Origin of the sequence: Halorubrum xinjiangense (assembly GCF_900102375.1) — an archaeon.
Taxonomy (GTDB): domain Archaea; phylum Halobacteriota; class Halobacteria; order Halobacteriales; family Haloferacaceae; genus Halorubrum; species Halorubrum xinjiangense.
In genome coordinates this window covers 78,549-104,081 of sequence record NZ_FNBO01000009.1, presented here as the reverse complement: position 1 = coordinate 104,081, position 25,533 = coordinate 78,549, and the positions used below count along the sequence as shown (strand labels likewise).

The following is a 25,533-nucleotide window of genomic DNA, read 5'->3' as shown; positions in this document are numbered from 1 at the left end:
AATACGCACGAAGCTGTATGTACGTCGGACGATTCGTCGTCGTCGCGCCCGGCATCGGCGGCTACCGCGTCTCCTCGCGCTCGTTCCCGAACCGCCGCGTCCGCGACCGCGGCGAGACGCTCACCGTCGGCCCGACCCCGGACGCACCCGAGACCGACAACCCGTACGTCTCGTACAACTGCGCGCGGGCGGTCGAGGCCCCGACCGGGGAGCCGCTGGCCGCCCTCGGTAACGGCTCGCACGTCGACCCGATCGCGGAGAAGTTGGAGCGCGGCTACCCCGCCCGCGACGCGCTCGCGTCGGCGCTGCTCGCGCTCGACTACGAGAAGGACGACTACGACACGCCCCGCGTCGCCGGCGTCGTCGGCGCCGACGCGGCGACGATCGGCGTCGTCCGCCGCGACGCGCTGCTCGTCGAGGCCGTCGACGAGCCCACCGTGGTCGCGACTTACGAGACGGACTCGCCGGAGCCGTACGACCTGACCGCGAGCGACGCCGAATCGGTCGCGACCGAACTGCTCGGCGCCGACCTCGAACACCCGGTCTGTGCCGCGGGCGCGACCGTCGACGGCGACGGCGTCTCGCTCGCGTTCGACAACGGCGACGACTGACTGGTCGAGCGGAACGGGGGCCACCGGAAGCGGCCGCCCGCCTTTCCGCCTCCCGACGCCTTTTGCCTCCCCCGTCCGACTGACGCGCATGGAGCGCGTCACCGCGGCCGACTACCACGACATCGCCGTCCCGTCCGACCCCCGGATCTCGCCGGACGGCGACCGCGTCGCCTTCGTGCGCCGACAGCCAAATGACGACGAAGAGTACGAGACGACGGTGTACCTCGTCGACGCCGCGGGGGAGGGCGACCCGCGTCGACTCACGCTCGCCGAGGGCTCCGACGCCGAACCGCGCTGGAGCCCCTCCGGCGACCGGATCGCCTTCACCTCCACCCGAGGGGCGGACGACGACCGCCAGCAGCTGTGGGTCCTCCCGCTCGATGGGGGCGAGGCCCGCCGCGTCACCGACGTCGTCGGCGGCGTCTCGCAGGTCGCGTGGTCGCCCGACGGCGAGCAGATAGCGTTCGTCCAGTCGGTGACGGCCGACGACCGCGAGGCCGACCGCGACCTCGCGGTGCCGGACGATTACGAGCCCGACGACCACCCCGACCCGCGCGTCATCGACCGGACCGTCTACCGCGCCGCCGAGCGCTACTTCGACGGCCGGCGCCCCGGCGTGTACGTCGTCGACGCGGACGCGACCGTCGGGGGCGTCACCGACCCCGACCCGGCCGAGTCGGGGGCGATCACGCGCGTCACCGACCGCGACGCCGACTTCGCCGCCCCGTCGTGGGGCGACGCCGACACGCTGTACTACACCGAGGCGGTCGGCGAGGACCCGGACGACTCCGTCGACATCGCCATCTACGCACACGATCTGGCGGCCGACGAGGCGGAGCGCGTCCACACCACGACCGGCTGGGGCGCCGACCTCGCTGCGACCGCGGACGGCCGCGTCGCGTTCACGCACGCGGAGCCCGAGCAGGTGTCGATACAACCGACGGACCTCCGCGTCCTCGACGTCGAGTCCGGAGACGTCACCGACCTCACCGGCGACCTCGACCGCGGGCTCGGTCGGGGGACGACCCCGCAGTGGGGGCCGGACGACGAGACGATCTACTTCGCGACGCCCGACGAGGGGAAGACGGCGCTGTGGCACGTCTCGGCCGACGGGAGCGCCGACCCCGAGCGCCTGCTCCGGCCCGGCACCGTCTCGGCCGCGACCGTCGGCGGCGAGGCCGGCGCGGGCCCCGAGTCGGTGGCCGTCGCGTACGCCGCCAGCGAGTGGGACCACCCGGGCGACGCGTTCGTCTACGACGCCGCGGCCGACGAGACGACCCGGCTGACCGAGCTGAACGCCGACTACCTCGCCGAGCGGGCGATCGGCGAGCCGGAGGAGCTCAGCTTCGAGTCCGACGGCGTCGAGATCCAGGGATGGCTGCTGACGCCGCCGGCGGAGGCTGGCGCCGATTCCGCGGACGCCGCCGACGGGGACGAGCCGTACCCCCTCGCGGTCGAGATCCACGGCGGCCCGCACGCGATGTGGTCGACGGCCGGGACGATGTGGCACGAGTTCCAGACGCTCGCGGCCCGCGGCTACGCCGTCTTCTGGTCGAACCCGCGCGGGTCGACCGGCTACGGCGAGGAGTTCATGAAAGCGATCGAGCGCGACTGGGGCGCGGTCACCCTCCGCGACGTGATGGCAGGCGTCGAGACGGTCGCCGACCGCCCCGAGATCGACGCGTCGAACGCCTTCGTCACCGGGGGCTCTTTCGGCGGCTTCATGACCGCGTGGGCGGTCGGGCAGACCGACTACTTCCGCGCGGCCGTCTCCCAGCGCGGCGTCTACGACCTCACCGGCTTCTACGGCTCGACCGACGCCGCCTACAAGCTCGTCGAGGGCGACTTCGACGCGGTGCCGTCCGACGAGCCCGAGTGGCTCTGGGAGCAGTCGCCGACCGGCCACGCCGACGCGGTCGACACCCCAACGCTCCTGATCCACTCCGAGGACGACACCCGGACGCCGATCTGTACGGCGGAGCTGTACCACCGGATCCTCCGCAAGAACGGCGTCGACACGCGGTTCGTCAGGTACCCCCGCGAGGGCCACGAGCTCTCCCGGTCCGGCGAGCCGGCCCATATTGTCGACCGCATCGAGCGGATCGTCCGCTGGTTCGACGGCTACTCCGATCACCACGACGCCGACCGCGCGCTCAACCGCCCCGAGGACGACGGGCTGACCGCGGGCGAGGAGCCGGACGAGGACGCCTGACCGGCGCCCCGTCGCTGAGCACGCCCGACTCAGGCCTCGTGGGGTTCGAACCCGTCGATGGCGTCGTGGACGTCCGCGACCCACTCGTCGAGGGCGTCGTGGAGGCGGCGCTTGGCCTCCGGCACCGGGATCGCGGTGTACTGGTAGACGTAGCCGCCGGAATCGAGCAGCCGGCGGCGGCGCTCGACGAGTCCCTTCTCCCGGAGCGTCGACAGCGAGCGGTTCACGTTCGACCGGTCGCGGTCGAGCGCGTCGGCGAGTTCCGAGACGGTGCTGCCCGGGTACTCCAACAGCGCGAGGTACGCGCGGCTCTCGTGGTCGCGCACGCCGAAGACGCAAGAGAGGACGTGTTCGAAGGAAGGGGAGGTGTCGCCGACGAGGTCCTCGATCTCGGGATCGCTCATGCGGGCGGATTCGCGCGCGGTGCTGTTAAATACCGGCGACGGCGGGTCGACCCGATCATTCGTCCGCCGCGTACCCCATCTGGTCGATACAGCCCCGCATCCCCGACTCCTCCGCGTGCCGGTGGAGGTTCGTCGGCGTGTCGCAGTGGTACGTCTCCCCGTCGTAGCGGAGGGCGACCTCGTGGCTGGCGCCGGCGACCTCGACGTCGACGAGGACGCGGCTGCCGTCGTTGAGCGCGTCGATGAGCTCGTCGACTGACAGCTCGCCCGCCTCGACTCGGAGTACCTCGCTCATGGGATCGATTCGACGGTCGGCGAGTTAAAAGCGACCGATGTGGCTCCGCGCCCGTGGCCGCCCTCCCCTCCCGCTCTCACGTCGTCGTCGAGTCCGGCCCGCCCTCCTCGGCCGGCGGCTCGACGCCCTCGGCGGCCGCGATGTCGTCGGTCCGCTTCTCGGTCTCGACGTGCCAGCGGTCGATCTCGGACTCGTACTCGCCCAAGACGTCTGACACCTCGCCTTTCAGCTCGTCGTCGTTGACGTTCACCTCGAAGATGAACGTCTCGCCGTCCTCGGCGCGGGCGACCTCCTGGATGTTGGCGCTGACCAGCTCGTTGTCGAAGTAGTACGGCGCCATCTGGGTCATCACGTTCCGGTAGACGGCGTCCTCCACCTTTCGGAGCGCCTTCCGGCTCGCCGAGTCGGCCGCGCGGGCGACGTGTTCGATCGACTCCCCCCAGCTCTCGCGGGCGCTCTCGGTGTCGTTCTCCTCGACCTTCTCGTAGGACTCGGTGAGCTTCTCGCCGGCCGTCTGGAGGTCGTCGCCGGGCGACTTCCCCGCGCGCTCCCCCTCGCCCTCGTCGACGGAGGCCTGCGCCGCGGTTTTCTCCGAGACGTCCTCGTCGATGCGCTCGTGGGTCTTGGGACGCCACTCGTCGAACTCGTAGTAGGCGTCGCCGTCGACGCCGACCTCCCGGAGGGCTAAGGCGATCCGCTCGCCGTGTTCGACGACGTCGCCCCAGTCGCCGCGCACCTTGAACCCGGAGATGCTCTCTTCCATCGGTTGCCCCCGTTACGACACGGACGCGTATAAGTCTCTCCGACCTGACGTGACCCCCCGAGCGCGACTCGCCGGTCGGACCCGCGGCGACCGCTACTTCCGGTACGCGATCCGGCGCGCGACCGCGTCGATCCGCGCCTTGATGTCGCCGAAGTAGCCGGCCGGCGAGACGCGCCGGACCGCCGACTCGTCGACCTCGATCCGCTCGCCCGAGAACGGGTCGCGCTCGGCCCGCTCCTCGGGCGACTGGTCTTTCGTCACCGCCCCGACGACCGTCGACATCGAGCATCGGCCGCAGGCCTCGACCTCGGTCGCGCCGTCGTCCCCGTCGGACCGGTCTCGCTCGTCTGTCATGATCTCTCATCCCATGTTAGGCCGCCCGTCTCCTTAAAACCGTGCCTCGGCCTCGATCGCGCCTGTTCCGCCCGTTGTCTCCGCCGGCCGCGTGTTTCCGTCTCGGCGCCCCGCTCCGTCGACGGCACCGCTCCCGACGCTCTTTTTATCCCTCCGTGGAATTCGTTGGCATGGGATATCGCGTCGTCGACGTGGACTCGGTCGACCCGGAGCCGGACCGGCCGTGCGAGTGCCGAAAGCTGTCCGATCCCGGCGGCCTCGACGCCGCGGCGATCAACCGATTCAGGGCCGACCCCGGCGAGCAGCTCCCGCTCGCGTACCACTTCCACGAGACGCAACAGGAGGCGTTCTACGTCCTCGACGGCGCTCTCGCGGTCGAGACGCCGGACCGGACCTACGAGGTGCCCGCGGACGACCTGTTCGTCGTCGACCCGGAGAGCCCCCAGCGAGCGTACAACCCGGCCGACGCCGACGGGCCGGTGACCGTGCTCGCGATCGGCGCGCCCCCGGCCGACGGCGACGCGGTCGCGTACGAGCCGGCCGATGAGTGAGCGCGCCGACCCGGGGGCCGACGACGAGGCGGTCGCCGACGCCGCGACCTCGGCGGGAGCGGACGACCGGCGGGCGCCCGAGGAGCTGCCGGCCGAGATCCGCGAGGCCGTCCCGGACTACGACGACGAGTACCTCGACCGGGTCTCCGACCGGCTGATGTACAGCTACGACCTCGACCGCGACGTCGTCGTCGACGGCGAGCGCTTCGAGCTGACCGCCGAGATGCGGGTGCGCAACCAGAAGCAGTTCCTCCACCCGGCGCTGAGCTACGCGGACCACGACATGATGGAGTTCCTGTTCGCGCGGCGGGTCTCGACCCCGTCGGTCGGCGACCTCGAACGGCTCGTCGAGTTCGCTCACGGGGTGGCCGACGACCGCGTCGAGGGCGACGAGGAACACTTCGGCACGGATGTCACCGTCGTGCTCGTCGCGGACCGCGTCCCGGAGGCGGTCGCCGACTTCGTCGACGGGTTCCGCGACCGGACGCTCCTGAAGTTCGGCTACTACGGCCACTACGAAGTGAACCTGGTCGTCGTCGCGCCCGACCGCGAGGAGCTGGTCGCGAGCGAGGCCGCGGACGTCGCCGGCGCGTTCCGCCTCTGGGAGCCGGTCGCGGAGCCGGACGAGGGGTTCTTCTCGCGGCTCGCGAAGCGGTTCTGGCACTGACGGTCGGAGCGCACCGAAAAATGAGCGCGGAGGGCGCGGGCGCGGCGGCGGGGTCGGTCGGCCGCGTCAGTCGTCGCTCGGCTCCGCCGCGGGGCGGTCGCCGCCGCGGACGCTCGTGATGTTGCCGTAGCCGATGCGCACGAGCGACAGCGCGAGGTAGACGAGGACGACCGCGAGCGCGATGCGCACGACCATCGATATCTGGCCGCCGATCCCGGTGACGCCGCCCTGGATCAGGTTGACGAAGAACCACTGATACCCCGCCAGGAAGGCCAAGGCGATCACGGTGATCGCGACCATGATCGCCATCGGCACGCCCGTGCTGACGAGCTGTTTCGTCTCGTCCCAGTTGGCGAGCCAGACCGTTCCGGTGAGCAGCGCGAGCGCGGCGAGCAGCTGGTTCGCGCTCCCGAACAGCGCCCACAGGGTCGCCCACTCGCCGGAGATGACCAGCGCGTACGCGATGAGCCCCTGAATGACCGGGTTCGTGTACCGGCCGCGGGCGAACGAACCGACGCCGCCGGCGAAGCCGGTCTCGCTCTGGGTCCCCTTCGTCCCGACGATCTCCTCCATCATGTAGCGGCCGAGCCGCGCGGCCGTGTCCGTGGAGGTGAGCAGGAAGCTCACGAGCACCAGCGCCATGAAGGGGGCGCCGTACGCGGTGGGGATGTTCAGGCTCGTGAGGATGATCCCGCCGCCGGTCGCGAAGTTCGGCAGCGCGCCGCCGATGCCGCCGGCCGCGGCGTCGGACGCGAACCCGGCGATCGCGAGCGCGGACAGCGCCGTCGCGGCGAGCAGCCCCTCACCGAGCATGCCGCCGTAGCCGATGAGCCGGGCGTCGCTCTCCTTGTTCAGCTGCTTGGCGGTCGTCCCCGAGGAGACCAGCGAGTGGAAGCCGCTGATCGTCCCGCAGGCGATCGTCACGAACAGCATGGGGAAAAGCGGGTACGGCGCCCGGCTGTCGACCCCCATGAACCCTTGGAACGGCTGGATGCTGCTGTCGACGACGAGCGGCTGCGAGGACGTCCCGAGCACCGTCCCGACGATGATCGCTATCAGCGCGCCGCCGACCCCCGCGTACAGCAGGAACGACGACAGGTAGTCGCGCGGCTGGAGCAGCGTCCAGACCGGAAGCGCGCTGGCGATCACCGCGTATATCAGGATGACGGGCACCCAGGCGGCGGTGTTACCGCCGAGCGCGCCCGCGCCGGGAACCCACGAGCCCGTGCTCCCCTCGAAGAGGACGAACGTGCCCGCGGTGTGGGAGGCCTCGCCCGCCAGCTCGAAGAACGCGAACGGGTACTGGATACCGACCCAGACGCCGGCGAACACGCCGGCGACGAACACGACGGTCCCGGGGATGAACGGCCCGTCGAGCTGGTAGAGGTAGACGCCGAACACGACCGCGAGCGCGATGTACACGAAGCTCGCGGTCGCCGCCGACGGGAACGCGTTCAACACGATCCCGACGACCAGCGCGAACACGGCGACGACGAGGATGATCGTGAGGAACGCGAACCACAACAGCAGGTTCTTCCCGCGTTCCCCGACGTACTCCCCGACGATGTACCCGATCGACCGCCCCTCGTGGCGGATCGAGCTCGACAGCGAGATGAAGTCGTGGACCGCGCCCATCAGCGGGTTCCCGATGGCGACCCACAACAGCGCGGGGACCCATCCCCAGATCGCCCCCGCCGTGATCGGGCCGACGATCGGCGCGCCGCCCGCGATGCTTGAGAAGTGATGCCCCAGTAGTACCGGCTTCTTCGACGGTACGTACTCCTGTCCGTCCTCGTACTTGTGCGCCGGCGTCTCTCGCTCGTCGTCGAGTTCGACGAACTGCGAGAGGTACCGCGAGTACCCCATATACCCCACGGTGAACGTGCCGAGCACAGCAACCACGATCCAAATTACACTTGTCATAGGTTCCCTGCCTCGTGGTATCGGTTCACTATGTTCAACTTAAACGTTACTTTCGTTCATGATGGTTAACGACAATATCTGCCACCCGCCCCGGCGTCGTCGCCGTGAGACGGTTTTTTTCCCCGCCTCCCAGCTAAAATTCGTGCCGCCGATCCCTCGATCGACCTCGCGCGCGACTTCCACCGCGCTCCTCCCGGACCGCTCCGCCGCGGGGCGCCGCGACCGCACATGTAGCCGTCGGCCGTCGCGACCGGGTTGCTACCTCCGGAGGCGCGCGTTACGGCTCCACGTCGAGCGAGGCGGCGACGTCGGCGAGCACGTCGCCGCGGACCTCCGTCGTGCGCGACTCGATCTCGGCGACGAGCGGCGGGTCGAACCCCTCGCGAACCTGCGCGAGGCGGTCGCGCTCGGTCTCGACCTTCTCCCGGAGGTAGCGCGCGCCGCGCCCCTCCTCGTCCTCGTCGGGCGACGGCGTGAGCTTGTTCGCCACGAGGCCGCGGACGCGCAGGTCGCGGTCGGTGAACCCCTCGATCGCCCGAGCCGTCTCGTTGACGGACAGCTGATCGGGGTTGAACACGAGGAAGAAGGCGGCGTCAGACCGCATCGTCTCGCCGGCGTACTCGAAGAACTCCTTGCGCTCGCGGAGCCGCTCGATCACGGGGTCGCCCTCAAGCAGGCGCCGCGGCTCCATGTCGCCGATCGCCGCCTTCTCGAACAGGTCGATCGACTGCTCGCGTTTGTACAGCAGCCGGTCGATCCAGTCGCCGAGGAACTCCGGGAGCCCGAGCAGCCGGAGCGTCGAGCCCGTGGGCGCGGTGTCGAAGACGACGCGGTCGTACGGCTCGCTCTCGGTACGCATCACGTCGACGAACGCGTCGAACAGCGCTGCCTCGTACGCGCCGGGCGTCCCGTGGGACATCTCCAGCTGGCGGTTGATCTCCGAGACCATCGCCGCAGACACCTGCTCGGAGAGCGACTCGCGGATCTCGTCGAGATGCCGCTGCATCTCGTCTTCGGGGTCGATCTCCAATGCGTCCAGCCCGTCGACGCCCGCGACCGACTCCGGCTCGTCGCCGAACTGCTGGTCGAACACGTCCGACACGGAGTGGGCCGGGTCGGTGGAGACGACGAGCGTCCGGAGCCCGTCGCGCGCGCAGCGGTGGGCGTACGCACACGAGACGGTGGTCTTCCCGACCCCGCCCTTGCCGCCGAAGAAGACGAACCGCTCCATCAGTCGGCGGAAGATCGGCGTCCGGTCATCAGAAGTGGTACTGCTGGCCCTTCCGCTCGATCAGCGTCTCGCGGTCCCACAGCCGCCGCTCCCACGCCTCGAACTCGTCTTCGAGGTACGGGAGCAGCTCGGCGGTGTAGTACGAGACGGGCGACGGGATCCCGAAGGCGTCCGGGAAACACGCCAGCATGAACTCGTCTTCGGCGTCCTCGGCCTCCTTCTCGATCTTCTCGTAGGCCGGGTGCGTTATCATCCCGTGGTACAGCCCTCGGGCCCACTCCTCGAGGACCGCCCGGAACCGCTCGATCCGATCGGCTACTGTCATCGTCCTTCATGACAACCCTGCCGTGTTAAAATCTGTCGCGGCCGGGTCGGTGCGGCGCCGACCCGCGGTCGGGCGTCCCTCAGCGCGCGGGCCTCTCGGCGCGCGGGTCTCTCGGAGTGCGGGTCTCTCGGCGTGCGGCGCGTCAGGCCGAGCTTCCGTCGGTGAGTTCGCTCGACGCCTCGTCGGATTCGGCGTCGTCGGCGTCGTCCAGTTCCGGTTGGTCCCCGTTATCGGGACTCGGCGTGTGGATATCGCTGCCGAGCGCTCCCCAGACGAGATACAGCATCGCGGCGACCATCAGGACGGTCACCGCGACGCTGACGAGCGACACGGCGGAGACGGACAGAACCATACCGCGAGTTCGACGACCGCAGCCTATCAACGTATCGGCTCGGGACGGTCCGAAGCGGGTCACGGCGTTCGCCCGCTCCTGCGCCGCCCGGGGGTTCAAGAGCGTCGTGTCCAATCCGAGCGTATGAACGACCGCATCCCGGTGACCGTGCTCTCGGGGGGACTCGGCGCGGGAAAGACGACGCTCCTGAACCACCTGCTCCGGAACGCCGGCGACCGCGACGTCGCGGTCCTCGTCAACGACATGGGCGACGTGAACGTCGACGCGGACCTGATCGCCGAGGAGTCCGAGGTCGACGTCGAGGGGGTCACGGAGCTGTCGAACGGCTGTATCTGCTGTGAGCTGCAAGACGACCTCGAGAGCGCTGTGGTGCGGCTCGCCAACCAGCGCTCCTTCGACGCCCTGGTCGTCGAGTCCTCGGGGATCTCCGAGCCCGCGCCGGTCGCGCGGCTGTTCACGACCGAGTCGCGCGCGGCGGCCCGGTATCGCGTCGACGCGCTGGTGACCGTGATCGACACGCGGCAGTTCCTCGACGCCTTCGCGGGCGACGAGGCGCCGGAGCGGCGCGTCGACCCGGACGCGGGCGGCGCGACCGGCGGCGACGCGGGCGACGAGGACGCCGACCGCCCGCTCTCGGACCTCCTCGTCGAGCAGGTCGAGGTGTCGAACCTCGTGGTGTGTAACAAGGCGGACCTCTGTACCGATGCGGAGGTCGACGAGGCGGTCGACCTCGTGGGCGCGCTCCAGCCCGACGCGGAGACGGTCGTCACGGAGTTCTCCGCGGTCGACCCGGACCGGATCCTCGACGTCGGGCTGTTCGACGAGCGGGAACTCGGCGACCTCCCCGGCTGGAAGCGCGCGCTCGCGGAAGTCGACGACGGCGACCCGGAAGCCGATTCGGGCGATGGACACGCTCACGACGACGGACACGCCCACGACGGCGACGGACACGCCCACGAAGCCGGGCACGCTCACGACCACCGCCACCCCGACGAGGTGTACGGCGTCACCTCCTTCACCTACCGCCGCCGGCGACCGTTCCACCCCGACCGGATCGCCGCCCTCCTCCGGGACCTCCCCGACGACGTGGTCCGGTCGAAGGGGACGCTGTGGGTGGCCGGCACCGACCAGCGCCAGCAGGTCGGGCAGGCCGGGCGGTCGGTCCGCGTCGAGGCGCTCGGGCCGTGGATCGCGAGCCTCCCGTCGGTCGAGCGCGACATGCTGCGCTCGAATCGCCCCGACCTGGCGTGGGACGACGAGCACGGCGACCGCCGGACCGAGTTCGTCGTCATCGGCACGGGGATTGACGAGGCCGCGCTCGTCGACCGGCTCGACGACGCGCTCCTAACCGACGACGAGCTCGCGGCGCTCGGCGACCCGGGCGTCGGCGACGACCCCATCGACGCCGATCCTGCGCCGTTTCCGACCGATCAGGGCGAGTCGAGGGTACTCCGGGAGCCCTGATCGATCGGGAGGGCGAGTCGAGGGTACTCCGGGAGCCCTGATCGATCGGGAGGGCGAGTCGAGGGTACTCCGGGAGCCCTGATCGATCGGGAGAGCGAGTCGAGGGTACTCCGGGAGCCCTGATCTGGTGCTAAAACGAGGTGACAGCGCTCAGCAGGCGCAGCCGGGGCCGCTCGCGCGCTCAAAGCGCATGGCATCGCCGCAGTCCGGGCACGCCGGCACCCCCTCGTCGTCGCGGTCGAGCCCCTCCTCGTCGACGGCGACGTCGCGGACGCGCACGCCGCAGTCGTCGCACCAGTACGACCCCTCGGAGCCGTCGTCGCCGGCGACCTCCGGCGCGCTCCGCGTCGACCCGCGCAACGCGTTCGACAGCCTGTCGAAGACGCTCATGCGACGGGGTACGCCGTGCTAGTTCCTTACTCTCCCGCTGCTGTGCGATTGTGACGCATTAGCGTGATCCGGCGGCGTGGCGGCGCGGCGGCGGGGAGGTCGATCCGCGTCAGAGCAGCGGGACCGTGAGCGCGGACAGCACGACGACCAGCCCGATCGCCCCGTAGAACAGCCGCTCGACGCGCGGTCCCGGCGGGAGGGGGCCGGCGTCGAGCGCGGGCGCGCTCCGGACCAACTGGCGGTACGCGAGCGTCGTCGCGCCGACGAACGCCGCCCCCGACAGCGCCAGCGCCGCCCGCAGCGCGAACCCGTACGCGAGCCCGTATATCGGGCCGAAGGAGAACGCGACCATGAACGCGAGCCCGACGGTGACGAGGAAGGGAACGGGGTCGATCCGGTCGCCGTGCTTGTTGTGAACGTGCATCTCGATCGGCGTGGGGGTCACTACGGTCCGGACGAACAAAACGTCGCGGGCCTTGTGGCGAAAGGCTAAGTGACGCTCCGCCCGGCGTAGGCGTATGAGCGACGATCAGCGAGAAACGAGGGAGGACCGCGAAGGGATCCGCGAGGGCGTCGAGGGGTCACAGGGCGACCCGCGGGTGGTGTTGCTCCTGAACGCCGTCCTCTCCGGGCTGTTCGCGTGGACCGCGTTCTGGGGGCTCCAGCTGCTCGACGTCGCCGAGGTCACCGCGACGAACGTCGCGTCCCTCGCGCTCGTCATCTTCGCGCTGACGTACGTCGTCGTGTTGCGGTGACCGCGGCGGCGTGCTCGCCGCTCCCGCGCCGCCGACCTCCGCGCCGAACGCGCTCCCTCGAACCGGCGATTTCCGCCATCTTTTAAGCCGAACGCGGCCCCTCTCCCGACAATGACCATCGAAGACCGCGACGACGCGTACCTCATCACCCACGCGCTGGCGACGGACACCCTCTCTCGGCTGCGTGACGTCGAGACGGAGCAGGTCGCGTTCCGGAAGGGACTGGTGAAGCTCGGCCGCATCTGCGGCTACGAGATCATCGACGGCGCGATGGAGACGGAGTACGTCCCCGTCGAGACCCCCCTCGCGGAGACCACCGGCGAGCGCGTGAAGGGCCTCGACGATGTGGTGATCATCAACGTCCTCCGCGCCGCGACCCCGTTCGTCGAGGGGCTCCTGAAGGCGTTCCCCCGCGCGAAGCAGGGGGTCATCTCCGCCGGCCGCGACGAGGAGGCCGGGATGACCGCGGACGGCGAGTTCCCGATCACCATCGACTACGTGAAGCTCCCGGAGATCCGACCGGGAGACACCGTCATCGTCGCCGATCCGATGCTTGCGACGGGGTCGACGATGGTCGCCGTCCTCGACCACGTCCTCGAGGAGGCCGACGACTTCGAGGACCTGTTCGTCCTCTCCGCCGTCTCCGCGCCCGCCGGCCTCGTCCGCGTGAGCGAGGCGGTCCCCGAGGCGGACCTGCTGACGGTCGCCATCGACGACCGGCTCGACGACGACGGGTTCATCGTCCCCGGTCTCGGTGACGCCGGCGACCGCGCGTTCCGGACGGTGTGAACCCGGGACGGCGACTGCGTCGCCGCCGCCGGGTCCGTTCCCCGCCGCCGACGTACTTTTAAGAGCCGGCGCCGCGACCGGTACGACATGAGCGACGCGCCGACGACCGAGCCCTGCGACGCCTGCGGCGACCCCACGACGGACGCGCTCGCGCGCACCGTCCGGCTGAGCGTCGACCGGGCGAACATCGACACCCAGCGGCTCTGTCCCGACTGCTTCGCCGACTGGATCCAGCGCTATCAGGACCGCCTCGGCTCCGGCGGGGACGGGAGCGACGAGGGCTCCGAGATCATCGTCGACTGAGACCGAACACCTTCGCTCCGGCCGGCAACGTCCGTTCCGACCGGCCGTCTTAAGCCTCGCCGGAACCGACGCCGACGTAATGGACTTCGCCATCGACGCCCCGGCCCCGGCGGCGCCCGACTGCGCCGACGACGGGACGTGGCTCGCGTGTATCGCGTGCGACGAGACGTTCGCCCCCTTCGAGGCCGTCCGGTACACCTGCGACGAGTGCGGCGGCCTGCTCGAAGTGCGGTACGACGACCCGCCGACGTTCGACGAGTTCGGCGCGGGCGCGCCCTCCGACGGGCCCGAGCGCGGCGTCTGGCGCTACCGCGAGGCGCTCCCGTTCGACCTCGGCGTCACCCTCCCCGAGGGCGACACGCCGCTCCACCGCGTCCCGCGCATCGAGGAGTCGGTCGGCGTCGAGGCGCTCCGGATCAAACACGAGGGGATGAACCCCACCGGCTCGTTCAAGGACCGCGGGATGACCGTCGGCGTCCGCGTCGCGAAGGAACTGGGCGTCGGGGCGCTCGCGTGCGCCTCGACGGGCAACACCTCGGCCGCGCTCGCCGCCTACGGCGGCCGCGGCGGGATGCAGACGCTCGTCCTCCTCCCCGCCGGGAAGGTCGCGGCCGGGAAGGTCGCGCAGGCGAGCCTCCACGGCGCGCGCATCCTGGAGGTCGACGGCAACTTCGACGCCTGCCTCGACATCGTCCAGGCGCTGGCCGCCCGCGGCGAGGCGTACCTCCTCAACTCGCTGAACCCGTTCCGGTTGGAGGGCCAGAAGACGATCGGCTTCGAGATCTTAGAGGAGTTCTACGCCGACTACGGGACGTTCCCCGACCGGATCGTCCTCCCCGTCGGCAACGCGGGGAACACCTCGGCGCTTTATAAGGGATTCCGCGAACTCGTCCAGTCGGGCGCGCTCGACGTCGACGACGTGCCCAAGCTCACCGGCGTCCAGGCCGAGGGGGCAGCGCCGATGGTCGAGGCGATCGAGGAAGGCAACGACGAGATCCGTCGCTGGGAGGAGGTCGAGACGCGCGCGACCGCGATCCGCATCGGCAACCCGGTTAACGCGCCGAAGGCGCTCCCCGGAATTCGGAACACCGGCGGCACCGCCGTCGCCGTCAGCGACCCGGAGATTACCGCGGCGCAGCGCCACCTCGCCAGCGAGGGCGTCGGCGTCGAACCCGCCTCCGCCGCGAGCCTCGCGGGCCTCAAGAAGCTCCGGCGCTCGGGCGTCGTCGACGACGACGAGCGGGTCGTCTGCCTCACGACCGGCCACCTTTTAAAAGATCCCGACGCCGCCTACGAGGCCGGCGGCGACCCCGAGCCGGTCCCGAACGACGTCGACGCGGTCGTCGACCACCTGCGGGACTGACCGGGTCGCGCGACCGGTTCGAGCCGACCGCGCGCTACTCCCAGTTGTACAGCGCGTCCTGGAACACCGCCTCGACGTCCTCCTTCGTCACGGGCCGCGGGTTACACCGAAGCAGTCGCTGCTGGCTCTCGACGGTGCTCTCGGCGAGCGCGCCGGTGTCGTCGACGGTGATCCCCGCGAGCTCGTTGAGGCCGCTCGGGAGCACGTTGAGGTCGCGCTGGAGCCGCACGAACTCCTCGCGGGCCTCGTCGGCGGCCTCGCGGGTGCTCATCCCCGAGGTGTCGGCGCCGAGCATCTCCGCCACCCTCGCGAACCGCGGCGGGTCGCTGGCGACGTTGTAGCCGAGGGTGCTGGCGGGCGTGAGCGCGGCGATGGTCTCCCCGTGGTAGGTGTGATAGTTGTTGCCGACGGGGTACGCCATCGCGTGCGCGAGGCTCGCGCCGGCGGTGAGCCCGGCGATCGCGCCGAACAGGGCGCCCTTCAGCATCGCGCCGCGCGCCTCGATGTCGTCGCCGTTGTTGACCACGCGGCGCACGTTCGAGGAGAGCAGGTCGATCGCCTTCTCGCTGAACATCTCCGTGAAGCCGGTGCGGCCGGCGTACACGGGGCGATCTGCGGGGTCCTCGGGGCGGAGGAGGTCGTCGTAGCGGTGGGTGGTGTACCCCTCGATCGCGTGACCGAGCGCGTCCATCGCGGTCTTCGCCGTGAGGTCCGGCGGCAGCGTCGTAGTGAGCGTCGGGTCCAGCACCGCGGCGTCGGCGCGGACGTGCGGGCTGGAGATCCCCTCCTTGATGTTCTTCTCGGGGACCGAGAGGATCGCCACCGGCGAGATCTCGGAGCCCGTGCCCGCGGTCGTCGGGAGCAGGATCAGCGGCGCGCCGGACTCGGTGAGGTCCTCGCCTGCGCCCGTCGGCGCGGCCACGTAGTCGAGCACGTCGCCGCCGTTCGCGATGACGGCCCGGGTCGCCTTCGCGGTGTCCATACAGCTGCCGCCGCCCAGCCCGAGGTAGAAGTCGTACCCGTCCTCACCTATCTCCTCGCGGACGAACGCGATGCACTCCCCGACCGCCTCGACGCTCGGCTCGCGCTCGACGCCGTCGTACACGTCGACGTCGAGGCCGTCCGCTGCCAGCTCGTCCGCGACGCGGTCGACGTGGCCCAGCGAGATGAGGTCCGAATCGGTGACGATAAGCCCGCGCTCGTTGCCGGAGAGGCCGAGTTGCCCGAGCTGGTAGCCGAGCTCGTCGGCGGCGCCCGCTCCGACGCGGACCGCCGGCATCCGGACCTCCCAGACGGTCTCGGGCGAGAGCTCGTGCGGCTCGGCGGAGACGGAGCGCTCGTAGCTCACACCCCCCACCCCGGTTGGATCGCCTCGAACTGCTCGGGGTCGTGCCCGAACACGACCTCGGCGTCGTGGCGCCGCTCCAGCTCGCGGATCCGGTTCATGCTGTCGGCCCACTCCGTCTTCCCCCACACGAGGGGCCCGCCGAGCGGCGTCCCCGCCTCGTAGTTCTCGTCCATGTACACCTGGTCGCCGGTGAACACGACGGTGCCCTCGGCGTCGAGGTGGATCACGGAGCCGGTGAGCCCGGGCGTGTGGCCGGGGAAGCGGACGAACTCGAGGTCGGTGAAGTGCTCCTCGCGGTCGCGGTGGAGGACCCGCCAGTTCAGGTCGTGGTCGAAGTCGTCGAGGACGTACGCGGCGCTCCCCTCGTCGGTCTTCGCGCTATAGTAGGCGAACTTCAGCTCCTCCTCGTGGACGTAGACGGGCGTGTCGGTGCCCGCGAAGAACTCCAGGCCGCCGGCGTGGTCGAGGTGGAGGTGGCTCTGGAACACCGCATCGATGTCGTCGAGCGAGTAGCCCGCCGCCTCCAGGTCGTCGTCGAGGCGGTGCTCGCTCGCGTCGTGGGGGTAGAACGCCTGGACGAGCCCCTCCGGCCAGTGGCCGTCGGCGGCGTCGTGGTGCGACCCGGTGTCCCAGAGGATCGTCCCCTCGGGGTGGTCGATGACGAGGTTCCACACCGGGATCTCCCCGTACTCGGTGTCGGGGTTCGGCTCGTCGTGGCTTCCGATGGTGTTCGCCTCCATCATGTAGTTCATATCGCAGTACAGCCCGCCGCGGTCGATGACGTGGACCTCAGCTTCCACCATACCGGTCGTCATTTATCATGATAGTTCATAAACATGCCTCTCGGGCCGAGGGTCGTCGACGCCGGCGCGGTCGTCGACGCCGGCGCGGTCGTCGACGCCGGCCCGGTCGCCGACCCGGACGCGTTCGTCGCGCCATCGGGACCGCTCGCGGCGGAAAAATAGCCGGCCCGCTCGCGCGGGGTCGCCCTACTCGTCCGCGCGTCCGTCGGCGCCGTCCAGCGTGATCTCGGTGATCTCGACGACGCGGTCGTCCGCGAGCAGCTCATCGATCGCGGCGTCGGGGACGACCGAGTCGAGGTTGTAGACGGTGAGCGCCTCCCCGCCCTGCGTCTCGCGGCCATTGAACATTCCGGCGATGTTGACGTCGTGGTCGCCGAGGACGGTACCAATGAGCCCGATGACGCCCGGCTCGTCGGTGTTGCGCGCGACGAGCATGTGGCCGTACGGGACCGCGTCGACGCGGAACCCGTCGATCCGGACGATGCGGGCGTCCTCGCCCGCGAACAGCGTCCCCTCGACCGCGATCTCGTCGTCGCCGTTGCGGACGGTGACGCGGACGAGGCTCTGGAAGTCCTCGGTCTGGCGGGTCTTCGACTCGGTCACCTCGATGCCGCGCTCCTCGGCGAGCCGGGGCGCGTTGACGGAGTTCACCTGCCACTCCAAGGGCTCGAAGACGCCCTTCAGCGCGCTCGCGGTGACGAGGTCGACCTCCTCCTCGGCGATGTCGCCCTCGTAGGTCGCCTCCACCTCGGTGATCCGGCCGTCGAGCAGCTGGGCGGCGACCTTCCCGGCGGTCTCGGCCACGTCGATGTACGGCTCGATCCGCGGGAAGGCGCTCTCGTCGACCGAGGGCGCGTTGAGCGCGGTCAGGACCGGCTCGTCGTCGAACGCGGCCAGCACCGCCTCCGCGGTGTCGACCGCGACGTTCTCCTGGGCCGCCTCCGTCGACGCGCCGAGGTGCGGCGTGAGGACGATCTCCTCGACGTCGAGCAGCGGCGAGTCGTCGGGGAGCGGCTCCTCGGCGAAGGAGTCGAGCGCGGCGCCCGCGAGGACGCCGTCGTCGACCGCCTCGGCGAGCGCGTCCTCGTCGACGATGCCGCCGCGGGCGCAGTTGATGAGGTAGCCGCCCTCCAGCTGGGCCAGCTCGGCCTCGCCGATCATCCCCTCCGTCTCTGGGAGGAGCGGCGTGTGGATCGTCGCGAAGTCGCCCGCGGCGAGCGCGTCGTGGAGGTCCTCGACCAGCTCGGCGCCCATCCGGTCGGCGCGCTCCTCGGAGATGTACGGGTCGTAGACGACGAGGTCCATCCCGAGCGAGTCGAGGCGCTTCGCGACCTCTTGGCCGACGCGGCCGAGGCCGACGATGGTGAGCGTCTTGTTGTTCACTTCGGTGCCGAGGAACTCGCCTTTCGCCCACTCGCCGCCGACGAGGCGGCCGTGCGCCTGCGGGATCGAGCGCGCGACGGCGAACGTCATCGCGACGGTGTGTTCGGCGGCGGCGCGGACGTTCCCCTCGGGCGCGTTGGCGACGATGACGCCGTGGTCGGTGGCGGCCTCGATGTCGATGTTGTCGACGCCGATGCCCGCGCGGCCGACGATGACGAGGTCGCTCGCGGCCTCGAAGACGGCCTCGCTCACGTCGGTCCCGGAGCGCACGATCAGCGCGTTGGCGTCGGCGACGGCGTCGAGCAACGCCTCCCCCTCGCTCTCGTAGTCGGTGACGACCTCGTGGCCGGCGTCTCTGAGTCGGTCCAACCCCGCGTCTGCGATGGGGTCGGTCACGAGTACCTTCATGTCGAAACGCACCCGCGGCGCGGGGTTAACGCTTTCCGAATCGCGCCGTTTTGCCGCCCGATCGGATCCGCGCTCGTGCGTATCGACCCCTCCGTTTCCGGTGGAGAATGCGCGTTCGTGGGTACCCCTGCCGGCGGTACTCCCTTTTATACCCGGCCGCATGTGACGGTATGAGCCTCACGATCGCGTTCGTCGGCGTCGGCGCCATCCTCGCCCTCACCGCCGTGAGCGCCTTCTTTTCCAGTTCGGAGCTGGCGGTGTTCTCGGTGCCGACCCACCGGATCGACTCGCTCGTCGCGACCGATGTCCCGGGCGCCCGGGCGCTGTCGGCGCTGCGCGACGACTCGCACCGCTTCCTCGTGACGGCGCTTGTGAGCAACAACGTCGCCAACATCGCCGCGGCGTCGGTCGCGACCGCGGTGTTCGTCCGGTTCGGCTTCTCCGGCGGCGAGGCGGCCACGGGCTCGACGCTCGTCACCTCGGTGTTCGTCATCGTGTTCGGCGAGATCGCGCCGAAGTCGTACGCGGTCGCCAACGCGGAGCAACACGCCCTGCGCGTCTCCCGGATCGTCGTCGCGGTCCAGCGCGTCCTTCGCCCGGTCCTGTTCGTGTTCGAGGCGCTCTCCGGCGTCGTCAACCGCTTCACCGGCGGCGAGGCCGCCATCGAGTCGTACCTCACCCGCGAGGAGATCGTGACGCTCGTTCGCTCCGGCGAGGCCGCGGGCGCGCTCGACCCCGACGAGGGCGCGATGATCCGCGGCGTCCTCGATTTAGAGACCACGACCGTCGCCGCGGTGATGGTCCCCCGGACCGACGTGGTCGCGCTCCCGGCGACGGCGACGCCGGCGGACGCGCTCTCGCGGGCCGCGAGCGAGGGGGTCACCCGGATGCCCGTCTACGGCGAGAACCGCGACGACGTGGTTGGGATCGTCGACGTGCGCGACGCGATCCGCGCCGACGAGACGGGCGCCGACCTCGCGAGCGCGCTCAGCGAGCCGGCGTTCGTCCCCGAGACGAAGCCGCTGGACGAGCTGTTCGCGGAGATGCGCGCGAGCGAGGCGCGGATGGTGGTCGTCGTCGACGAGCACGGCGCGGTCGTCGGGATCGCGACGCTGGAGGACCTCTTCGAGGAGGTGGTCGGCGAGCTGGTCGGGCGGTGGGAGACTGACGCCGTCGACGTGGTTGCCCCCGATGCGGCGATCGTCTGCGGCTGGACGACGGTGTCGCACCTCAACGAGACGCTCGGGCTCTCGCTGCCCGCGGACGCGGGCGCCGAGACCGTCGCGGGGCTCGTCAGCCGCCAGCTCGGCCGGCTTCCCGCCGAGGGCGACCGCGTCGCGGTCGGCGACGTCACGTTCGCCGTCACCGGGGCGACCGCGACGCGCGTGACTCGGATTCGGGTAGAGCACGCCGACGAGGACGGGTTCGCGGCCGGGGTCGATGGCGACGCGACGGCCGACCCCGCGTGAGTCCTGCCGTCGGGCTCGCCGCACGCGGTGGCCGCCTACACGTGACACAACATACATGTACGTCCGACGGGTCTCGTGAGATACGTTCTCGATCATGGTGAGCCGCTGGGCGTGTGACCGGTGCGGGTTCGTCGCGTGGACGCGGGACCCGTCGGAGATGGCCGAGGTGACGGGCTCGCACCTGCTCGCGCACCACTCCGACGCGCTCTCTCAGTCCGACTTCCGCGTCAGCTGGGACTGCCCGTACTGCGCCACGGCCAAGACGGCCTACGACACCGACGGCGCCGTCGCCGAGTTCAAGACGCACCTCCACGAGCACGTGGCCGACCGGATCGCCGGCGGCGCTCACGTGGCCGACCGCGTGGGGTGGGACGGGGTCGTCCGCGTCGACGCGGCGGCGGCCGGCGACGAGGCCGACGCGCTCCGGACGCACTTCCACGACGCCGCAGGGCTCGTGGTGGCCGTGACTCCCACCCCGGAGCGGCTGGTACGCGCGCTCGACGAAGCCCTCGGCGCGTGGCCTCGGCGGGCGGTGATCGTTAGCACCGGGGAGTACGACTTCGAGGCGACGCCCGACGTGGACTTCGAGGGCCGCAACGTCGAAATCGTCGAGCTCGACCCGCGGCTCTCCCCGGCCGAGGTCGGCGAGACCGTCTCGCGAATCCTCGACGACAACCACGAGCCCGGCGAGCGCGTCTCGCTGGAGGTGAGCGTCTTCCACCAGATCGTCGCCTCCTTCGACGTCGAACGGGCGGTGGCGTTCGTCCGCATGCTCGCCGCGCGCCTCGCCGACGCTGGCGGCGTGTTACAGCTGTACGTCGACGCCGACGCGGACCCCAACGTCGCCACCGTCTTGAACTTCCTCGACGAGACGATCGACCTGCGGGTCGCGGTCGACGACGGCCGGTTCGTTCGTCGGCCGTGACCGCGAGCAGCCGACGCCGCTGTTCCGTCGCGCCCGGTCACTCGTTGTAGCTCTCCGTGTAGTCTGCCGGCCAGCGGACGTAGACGTACTCCACGTCGCGGTTCGCGGCCGCCTCGACGACCGCTCGCTTGAATCGCCGTAGCACCGCCCTGGCGCGCTCTCGCGCGGCCTCGGGAGCGGTCTCGTCGCTCGCGAGTGACCGTAGGTTCCGCTCGACGTCGACGCCGAGCGACGGCTCGCTCCCGCGGTCCGGGTCCTCCCCCGCCGCGTCCGACGAGGCGATCCGCGGTAGGTACGCGGCCGCGAGGTCCGCCACCAGCCGGTCGCGGTGACCGAGCGCGTCGATCAGCCACTCGACGGCGGCCGACCGGTCTGCCACGGTTGGGTCCGCTGCCTCGAGGAGCTCGCAGTACAGCCACGCCGCGTACCGCTTGGTCCCGGGGTCGACGCGTCCCCGCGACCGGACGGCCCCGTCCCCGCTCTCGTCGGTGCCGGCCCCGCTTCCATCGACCCCGTCCCCGCTCTCGCCCGTCCCGTCGGCCGCGGTTCGTTCCGCGGCCACCCTCCGAAACACCGCGAGCAGGCCGTCGGTCTCGAAGGGGCGCTCGTCGAGGAGTCGGTCGCGAACGTCGCCCGCGGGGACCGCGTCCGCCTCGGCGATCACCGCGGCGGTCGATTTCGCCGCCGCTCGGCGCACCGCCGCCGAGGGGTCCCGAAGCGACCCGATCAACACTCCGGTCGCGTCCCGCCGACCGAGCGCTCCGAGCCGGCGCACGACGGCTAGCCGGAGCCGCTCGTTGCCGCGCCGCGCTGCGAGCGCGAGCAGTTCGACCGCGTCGTCGCTGTCCATCGCAACGAGCGCGTCGACCGCGGCGCCGCGCACGAGGTCGTTCGGCGCGTTCACCAGCGGCCGAACCGCCGCGACCGCCTCGCCGCCGACCCGCGCGTACCCCGTTACGGCCCGAGCGCGGACCCGCGCGTCGTCGTCGTCGAACGCCTCGCGGAGGCGGGGCGCGGCGTCCCCCTGACCGACGGCCGACAGCCCCGTTGCGCCGAGCATCCGATACGCCGCCCGGTCGTGCTCCAGCCATCGCGAGAACGTCTCGGCGACGCCGCGTCTCGCTTCCCGGTCCCCGTCGCCGCCGTGGCCGCTGTGGCCGCCGTTGCCGTCGTCGGCGTCGTGGGCACCGTCGCCGCCGTGGCCGTCGTCGCCGTCGTTGTCGCCGTCGCCGCTTCGCCGCCGCTGTGCGATCCGCCGGGCCAGCCGGTCGACGTGCTCGTCGCCGTGGAAGTACAGCGATTCGATCGCCGCCGCGCGGACGACCTCGTCGGGGTCGCCCAGCGCGGTCTCGAAGAGCCCCTCGACGATGCGCCCCGCGTCGGCGCTCATCGAACTGGAGGGGTTACCGAGCGCCTCGGCCGCCTCGCGTCGCGTCGACGCGTCGAACCGCCGGTCGAGCCGCGCCAACGCCGGGGGGCCACCGTCAGCCGGGCGCCCGTCGCGCCCGGCCGCGCCGCTCTCAGCCGATCCCGTGGCGCCCTCCGGTCGCGGCCTGTCGTCCATCTGTAAAACCGTCACTGGTCCGGCACGTTAAACGTACGCCCGTGGCTATCACCGGTGAGAATTACCTTCCGGCCCGCGGACGAGCCCGCGTCAGCCGGGCCCGAACTCCCGGACGACGCGGTACTCCGGCCCGGACGCGGTCAGCGTCGATTGTATCAGTCGAACCTCGTCGACCGAGAACGTCCCGACTTCCGGGTCCTCGGCGTCGAGCGCGTCCCGAACCGCGTCGGCCCCGGTCGCGTTCTCGACCCGCGCCAGCGTGACGTGCGGCGCGAACTCGTGGTCGGCCGGGTCGACGCCGAGCGCGGTCGTCTCGGCTTCGAAGGCCTCGTGGAGCGCGGTGAGTTCGTCGCCGCCGCGGTTGACCCCGGCCCAGACGACGGAGATGTACTCGCGGTTCGGGAAGACGCCGAGACCGCCGACTGCGCAATTAAATGGAGCGACGCCCTCGCGGTCGACCGCGCGCTCGCCGGCCGCGATCACGTCGTCGACCGTGGGGGCGTCTCGGGCGTCGTTTTCGTCGCCCTCGGCGACCTCGCCGAGGAACTTCAGCGTCACGTGCGCCTGCTCGGGGTCGACAGGGTTGATACCGGGCGCGTCCGCGAAGGGTGCCTGCGCGTCCGCGACGGCGGGCGCGAGGGAGTCCGGAAGGTCGACGGCGAAGAACGCGCGCATTACGAGTGGGGCGTTGTGGATGACGGTTTATAAATAATTGATAGCGGATCGACGGCGACGACTTCCAACGCCCGGACGATCGCTTATAAATGATTGACTGCGGATCGACCGTGAACTCCTCCAAAGCCCCAGCCGGGAGGCGGACACACGCTCGCTGCGCTCCTCACTCGGTCGCTCACTCCGTTCGCTCCCTCGTTGTGGTGCTTACGTCGCCTGCGTCCGCCTCGCCGGCTGCCCCTTTGAGTCCCACCCCGACCGCCCCACACCTCACACCTCCCCAGCCTCGCGGCTCCCTCCGCTTCGCTCCGGTCGCCGCGTCCCTCGCGCGTGCTCCTCGCGCCCTGCCGGGCGCTCGGAGGCACGCGCCACCGCGGATTCGTTTATAAGCGTTCGCGGAGCGTGTCGGCGGTCGCGTCGCCGACGCCGTCGACGTCGGTGAGGTCCTCGCGAGAGGCGCCGCGGACGTTCTCCACCGAGCCGAACCGCCGGAGGAGGCGGCGGCGGGTCTGGGGGCCGACGCCGGGCACGTCGTCGAGGACCGTCCTGACCTCGTCGCGGACGGTCTGGTGGTAGGAGACGGCGAAGCGGTGCGCCTCGTCGCGAACGCGCTGGAGCAGGTGGAGTTCAGGCGCGTCGTCGGGCCATCTCCGGGTGCCAGTCGGGGTGACGACCAGTTCCTCGGCCTTCGCGAGCGCGACGACGGGGACGTCCCACCCCGTCTCCGCGAGCGCGTCGCGGGCGGCGCCCAACTGCCCCTCGCCGCCGTCGATCAGGAGGAGGTCGGGGTCGGGACGGTCGTCTCGCTCTTCGACCGCGCGCTCGGCGCGCCACCGGATCAGCTCGCGCATGTTGGCGTAGTCGTCGTTGCGGTCGGTGAGCTTCTTCCGCCGGTAGTCGGCCGTCTCCGCGCTCCCGTCGACGAAGCACACGTCGGAGCCGACCACGGCGGTCCCCTGCGCGTGGCTCACGTCGAACCCCTCGATCCGGGTCGGGCTGGAGATCCCGAGCCGGTCGCCCAGCGCGCCCACGGGGTCGTCGCGCCCGCCGCGCTTCCGGGCGTTCTTGAGGGCAAGCTCGACGAGCTTCGCCTCCCGACCGGCGCCCGGAACCCGGACCGCCACCCCCTCGCCCTCCAGCCAGTCGACCACGTCCGGGTCCGCGGGCCGCTCGGCCAGGAGGACCGCGTCCGGGAACTCCCGCTCGGCGTAGTACTGCGCGAGGAACGCGGCGAGGACGGCCGCGGGGGTGTTGGCGTCGGCGGCGTCGCCGGGGCTCTCGTCGTCGGTCGACCCCTCCGCCGCCGCCGCGTCGAGTCGGTGTCGGCTCCGGTCGACCAGCTGGCCGCGCTCGCTGTGGAGCCGGGCCACGCGGGCGGTGTCGCCCTCGACGGCGGCCGCCAGCACGTCGACGGTGCGGTCGTCGCTCCGGTCGCTGACGGCCTCGCCGCCCTCACCGTGGAACGCCTCGACGGCCTCGAGGCGGTCGCGGAGGTTCGCGGCGCGCTCGAACTCGTTCGCCTCGGCCGCGGCCTCCATCCGGCGCCGCAGGGGGTCCGCGAGGACGCCGGTCTCGCCCTCGAAGAAGCGCCGCGCGGCGGCCACGTCCTCCGCGTAGCGCTCCGGGGATATCTCGCCGGTACACGGCGCCGAGCAGATCCCCATCTCGTAGTCGAGGCAGGGCCGGTCGCGCCCCTCGTACTTGTGGTCGGAGCAGCCACGCAGCCGGTACTCGTCGCGGATCGCCTTCACCACGGTCTCGACGCGGCCCACGTCGGTGAACGGGCCGTACGCGACCGCGCCCGCCTCCGGGTCGCGGGTCACTTCGATCCGCGGCACCTCGTGGTCGGAGAAGGCGACGAGCGGGTACGACTTGTCGTCTTTCAGCCGGACGTTGTACCGCGGGCGGAGCCGCTTGATGAGGTTCGCCTCTAAGAGCAGCGCCTGCGTCTCCGTGTCGGTGACCGCGAACTCGATCCGATCGGCGCGCTCGACCATTCCGCGGATGCGGCCCGAGCGCGGGTCCGCGTACGACCGCACCCGGTCGCGGAGGTCGAGCGCCTTCCCGACGTACAGGGTCGCCTCGCCGGCTCGGAACTGGTAGACCCCCGGCTCGGTCGGGAGGTCTCGGGCCCGCTCGCGAACCGCGTCGGCGTTCATCGGTCTCAGATTCCCGTAGCCGCCGAACGCGTTTGAACGCTGCGGGGCGG

General features: G+C 71.1%; 28 protein-coding genes. 12 read left to right on the top strand and 16 right to left on the bottom strand.

Annotation, left to right across the window (positions count from 1 at the left end; all coding sequences use genetic code 11):
• Window positions 1-17 precede the first annotated feature (17 nt).
• Together F3H13_RS11220 and F3H13_RS11215 are read left to right on the top strand one after the other, a co-directional pair.
• Complete coding sequence (locus tag F3H13_RS11220) at window positions 18-611, top strand: IMP cyclohydrolase (RefSeq protein ID WP_149799115.1); 594 nt, start codon at window positions 18-20, stop codon at window positions 609-611.
• Between the two features lie 88 nt (window positions 612-699).
• The gene (locus tag F3H13_RS11215; RefSeq protein WP_149799114.1) at window positions 700-2,823 is read left to right on the top strand and encodes a S9 family peptidase; all 2,124 of its coding nucleotides are present in this window, start codon (window positions 700-702) and stop codon (window positions 2,821-2,823) included.
• Between the two features lie 29 nt (window positions 2,824-2,852).
• On the opposite strand, the gene F3H13_RS11210 is transcribed toward F3H13_RS11215, so the two are convergent.
• The 4 genes from F3H13_RS11210 to F3H13_RS11195 all read right to left on the bottom strand — a co-directional run bounded on the left by F3H13_RS11210 (window position 2,853) and on the right by F3H13_RS11195 (window position 4,639).
• A complete protein-coding gene (locus tag F3H13_RS11210; protein WP_149799113.1) occupies window positions 2,853-3,227 on the bottom strand; it encodes a helix-turn-helix domain-containing protein in 375 nt (124 codons plus the stop codon).
• 55 nt (window positions 3,228-3,282) lie between these two features.
• Window positions 3,283-3,522, bottom strand: a complete 240-nt coding sequence (locus tag F3H13_RS11205; RefSeq protein WP_149799112.1) for a hypothetical protein — start codon at window positions 3,520-3,522, stop codon at window positions 3,283-3,285.
• A gap of 76 nt (window positions 3,523-3,598) precedes the next feature.
• The gene (locus tag F3H13_RS11200; protein ID WP_149799111.1) at window positions 3,599-4,285 is read right to left on the bottom strand and encodes a DUF5828 family protein; all 687 of its coding nucleotides are present in this window, start codon (window positions 4,283-4,285) and stop codon (window positions 3,599-3,601) included.
• Window positions 4,286-4,378: 93 nt separating this feature from the next.
• Window positions 4,379-4,639, bottom strand: a complete 261-nt coding sequence (locus F3H13_RS11195; RefSeq protein ID WP_149799110.1) for a hypothetical protein — start codon at window positions 4,637-4,639, stop codon at window positions 4,379-4,381.
• A gap of 170 nt (window positions 4,640-4,809) precedes the next feature.
• On the opposite strand from F3H13_RS11195, the gene F3H13_RS11190 reads away from it, so the two are divergent.
• Both F3H13_RS11190 and F3H13_RS11185 read left to right on the top strand, forming a co-directional pair.
• A complete protein-coding gene (locus tag F3H13_RS11190) occupies window positions 4,810-5,190 on the top strand; it encodes a cupin domain-containing protein (protein ID WP_149799109.1) in 381 nt (126 codons plus the stop codon).
• Window positions 5,183-5,857 (top strand): hypothetical protein, encoded by a 675-nt coding sequence (locus F3H13_RS11185; protein ID WP_188128051.1) that lies wholly within the window; start codon window positions 5,183-5,185, stop codon window positions 5,855-5,857. The genes F3H13_RS11190 and F3H13_RS11185 overlap by 8 nt, the downstream gene beginning before the upstream one ends.
• A gap of 66 nt (window positions 5,858-5,923) precedes the next feature.
• Here F3H13_RS11185 and F3H13_RS11180 read toward each other — a convergent pair whose 3' ends face one another.
• From F3H13_RS11180 to F3H13_RS11165, 4 genes are all read right to left on the bottom strand, one after another.
• Window positions 5,924-7,780: a carbon starvation CstA family protein gene (locus F3H13_RS11180; protein ID WP_149799108.1), complete on the bottom strand. Its 1,857-nt coding sequence runs from the start codon at window positions 7,778-7,780 to the stop codon at window positions 5,924-5,926.
• A 277-nt stretch (window positions 7,781-8,057) separates the two neighbouring features.
• Complete coding sequence (locus tag F3H13_RS11175) at window positions 8,058-9,011, bottom strand: ArsA family ATPase (RefSeq protein ID WP_149799107.1); 954 nt, start codon at window positions 9,009-9,011, stop codon at window positions 8,058-8,060.
• A gap of 28 nt (window positions 9,012-9,039) precedes the next feature.
• Window positions 9,040-9,336, bottom strand: coding sequence for a hypothetical protein (locus tag F3H13_RS11170; protein WP_149799106.1), 297 nt, complete (start codon window positions 9,334-9,336; stop codon window positions 9,040-9,042).
• A gap of 142 nt (window positions 9,337-9,478) precedes the next feature.
• The gene (locus F3H13_RS11165; RefSeq protein ID WP_149799105.1) at window positions 9,479-9,688 is read right to left on the bottom strand and encodes a hypothetical protein; all 210 of its coding nucleotides are present in this window, start codon (window positions 9,686-9,688) and stop codon (window positions 9,479-9,481) included.
• Between the two features lie 123 nt (window positions 9,689-9,811).
• Between F3H13_RS11165 and F3H13_RS11160 the strand changes: the two genes are divergently transcribed.
• Window positions 9,812-11,152, top strand: a complete 1,341-nt coding sequence (locus F3H13_RS11160; protein WP_149799104.1) for a CobW family GTP-binding protein — start codon at window positions 9,812-9,814, stop codon at window positions 11,150-11,152.
• A gap of 150 nt (window positions 11,153-11,302) precedes the next feature.
• On the opposite strand, the gene F3H13_RS11155 is transcribed toward F3H13_RS11160, so the two are convergent.
• Entirely contained in the window at window positions 11,303-11,542 is a 240-nt protein-coding gene (locus F3H13_RS11155) for a hypothetical protein (protein WP_149799103.1), read from the bottom strand.
• 109 nt (window positions 11,543-11,651) lie between these two features.
• A complete protein-coding gene (locus F3H13_RS11150; RefSeq protein WP_149799162.1) occupies window positions 11,652-11,966 on the bottom strand; it encodes a hypothetical protein in 315 nt (104 codons plus the stop codon).
• Window positions 11,967-12,060: 94 nt separating this feature from the next.
• On the opposite strand from F3H13_RS11150, the gene F3H13_RS11145 reads away from it, so the two are divergent.
• The 4 genes from F3H13_RS11145 to thrC all read left to right on the top strand — a co-directional run bounded on the left by F3H13_RS11145 (window position 12,061) and on the right by thrC (window position 14,752).
• Window positions 12,061-12,297: a hypothetical protein gene (locus F3H13_RS11145; RefSeq protein ID WP_149799102.1), complete on the top strand. Its 237-nt coding sequence runs from the start codon at window positions 12,061-12,063 to the stop codon at window positions 12,295-12,297.
• 111 nt (window positions 12,298-12,408) lie between these two features.
• Window positions 12,409-13,086: a uracil phosphoribosyltransferase gene (gene upp, locus F3H13_RS11140; protein ID WP_149799101.1), complete on the top strand. Its 678-nt coding sequence runs from the start codon at window positions 12,409-12,411 to the stop codon at window positions 13,084-13,086.
• Between the two features lie 87 nt (window positions 13,087-13,173).
• Window positions 13,174-13,389: a DUF7569 family protein gene (locus F3H13_RS11135; protein ID WP_149799100.1), complete on the top strand. Its 216-nt coding sequence runs from the start codon at window positions 13,174-13,176 to the stop codon at window positions 13,387-13,389.
• Window positions 13,390-13,468: 79 nt separating this feature from the next.
• Window positions 13,469-14,752, top strand: a complete 1,284-nt coding sequence (gene thrC / locus F3H13_RS11130) for a threonine synthase (RefSeq protein WP_149799099.1) — start codon at window positions 13,469-13,471, stop codon at window positions 14,750-14,752.
• 34 nt (window positions 14,753-14,786) lie between these two features.
• On the opposite strand, the gene F3H13_RS11125 is transcribed toward thrC, so the two are convergent.
• Together F3H13_RS11125 and F3H13_RS11120 are read right to left on the bottom strand one after the other, a co-directional pair.
• Entirely contained in the window at window positions 14,787-16,100 is a 1,314-nt protein-coding gene (locus F3H13_RS11125; RefSeq protein ID WP_149799098.1) for a hydroxyacid-oxoacid transhydrogenase, read from the bottom strand.
• Window positions 16,097-16,903, bottom strand: a complete 807-nt coding sequence (locus tag F3H13_RS11120) for an N-acyl homoserine lactonase family protein (protein WP_149799097.1) — start codon at window positions 16,901-16,903, stop codon at window positions 16,097-16,099. Before F3H13_RS11120 ends, F3H13_RS11125 begins: the two co-directional genes overlap by 4 nt.
• A 33-nt stretch (window positions 16,904-16,936) precedes the next feature.
• Here F3H13_RS11120 and F3H13_RS16530 point away from each other — a divergent pair, with 33 nt between their 5' ends.
• Window positions 16,937-17,065, top strand: a complete 129-nt coding sequence (locus F3H13_RS16530; RefSeq protein WP_262488602.1) for a hypothetical protein — start codon at window positions 16,937-16,939, stop codon at window positions 17,063-17,065.
• Between the two features lie 24 nt (window positions 17,066-17,089).
• Here the strand turns inward: F3H13_RS16530 and serA are convergent, their stop codons facing one another.
• Window positions 17,090-18,694, bottom strand: coding sequence for a phosphoglycerate dehydrogenase (gene serA, locus F3H13_RS11115; protein ID WP_149799096.1), 1,605 nt, complete (start codon window positions 18,692-18,694; stop codon window positions 17,090-17,092).
• A 170-nt stretch (window positions 18,695-18,864) separates the two neighbouring features.
• Here serA and F3H13_RS11110 point away from each other — a divergent pair, with 170 nt between their 5' ends.
• Together F3H13_RS11110 and F3H13_RS11105 are read left to right on the top strand one after the other, a co-directional pair.
• Window positions 18,865-20,163, top strand: coding sequence for a hemolysin family protein (locus tag F3H13_RS11110; RefSeq protein ID WP_149799095.1), 1,299 nt, complete (start codon window positions 18,865-18,867; stop codon window positions 20,161-20,163).
• A gap of 94 nt (window positions 20,164-20,257) precedes the next feature.
• Window positions 20,258-21,088 carry a DUF7504 family protein gene (locus F3H13_RS11105; protein ID WP_149799094.1) on the top strand — a complete coding sequence of 277 codons (831 nt, stop codon included), beginning with the start codon at window positions 20,258-20,260 and terminating at the stop codon, window positions 21,086-21,088.
• Window positions 21,089-21,125: 37 nt separating this feature from the next.
• Here F3H13_RS11105 and F3H13_RS11100 read toward each other — a convergent pair whose 3' ends face one another.
• The 3 genes from F3H13_RS11100 to F3H13_RS11085 form a co-directional block, all read right to left on the bottom strand.
• On the bottom strand, window positions 21,126-22,652 hold the full coding sequence (locus F3H13_RS11100; RefSeq protein ID WP_149799093.1) for a HEAT repeat domain-containing protein: 1,527 nt from the start codon (window positions 22,650-22,652) through the stop codon (window positions 21,126-21,128).
• 90 nt (window positions 22,653-22,742) lie between these two features.
• Entirely contained in the window at window positions 22,743-23,327 is a 585-nt protein-coding gene (gene thpR / locus F3H13_RS11095; protein WP_149799092.1) for an RNA 2',3'-cyclic phosphodiesterase, read from the bottom strand.
• A gap of 380 nt (window positions 23,328-23,707) precedes the next feature.
• Window positions 23,708-25,483: an excinuclease ABC subunit C gene (locus tag F3H13_RS11085; RefSeq protein WP_149799090.1), complete on the bottom strand. Its 1,776-nt coding sequence runs from the start codon at window positions 25,481-25,483 to the stop codon at window positions 23,708-23,710.
• Window positions 25,484-25,533 lie beyond the last annotated feature (50 nt).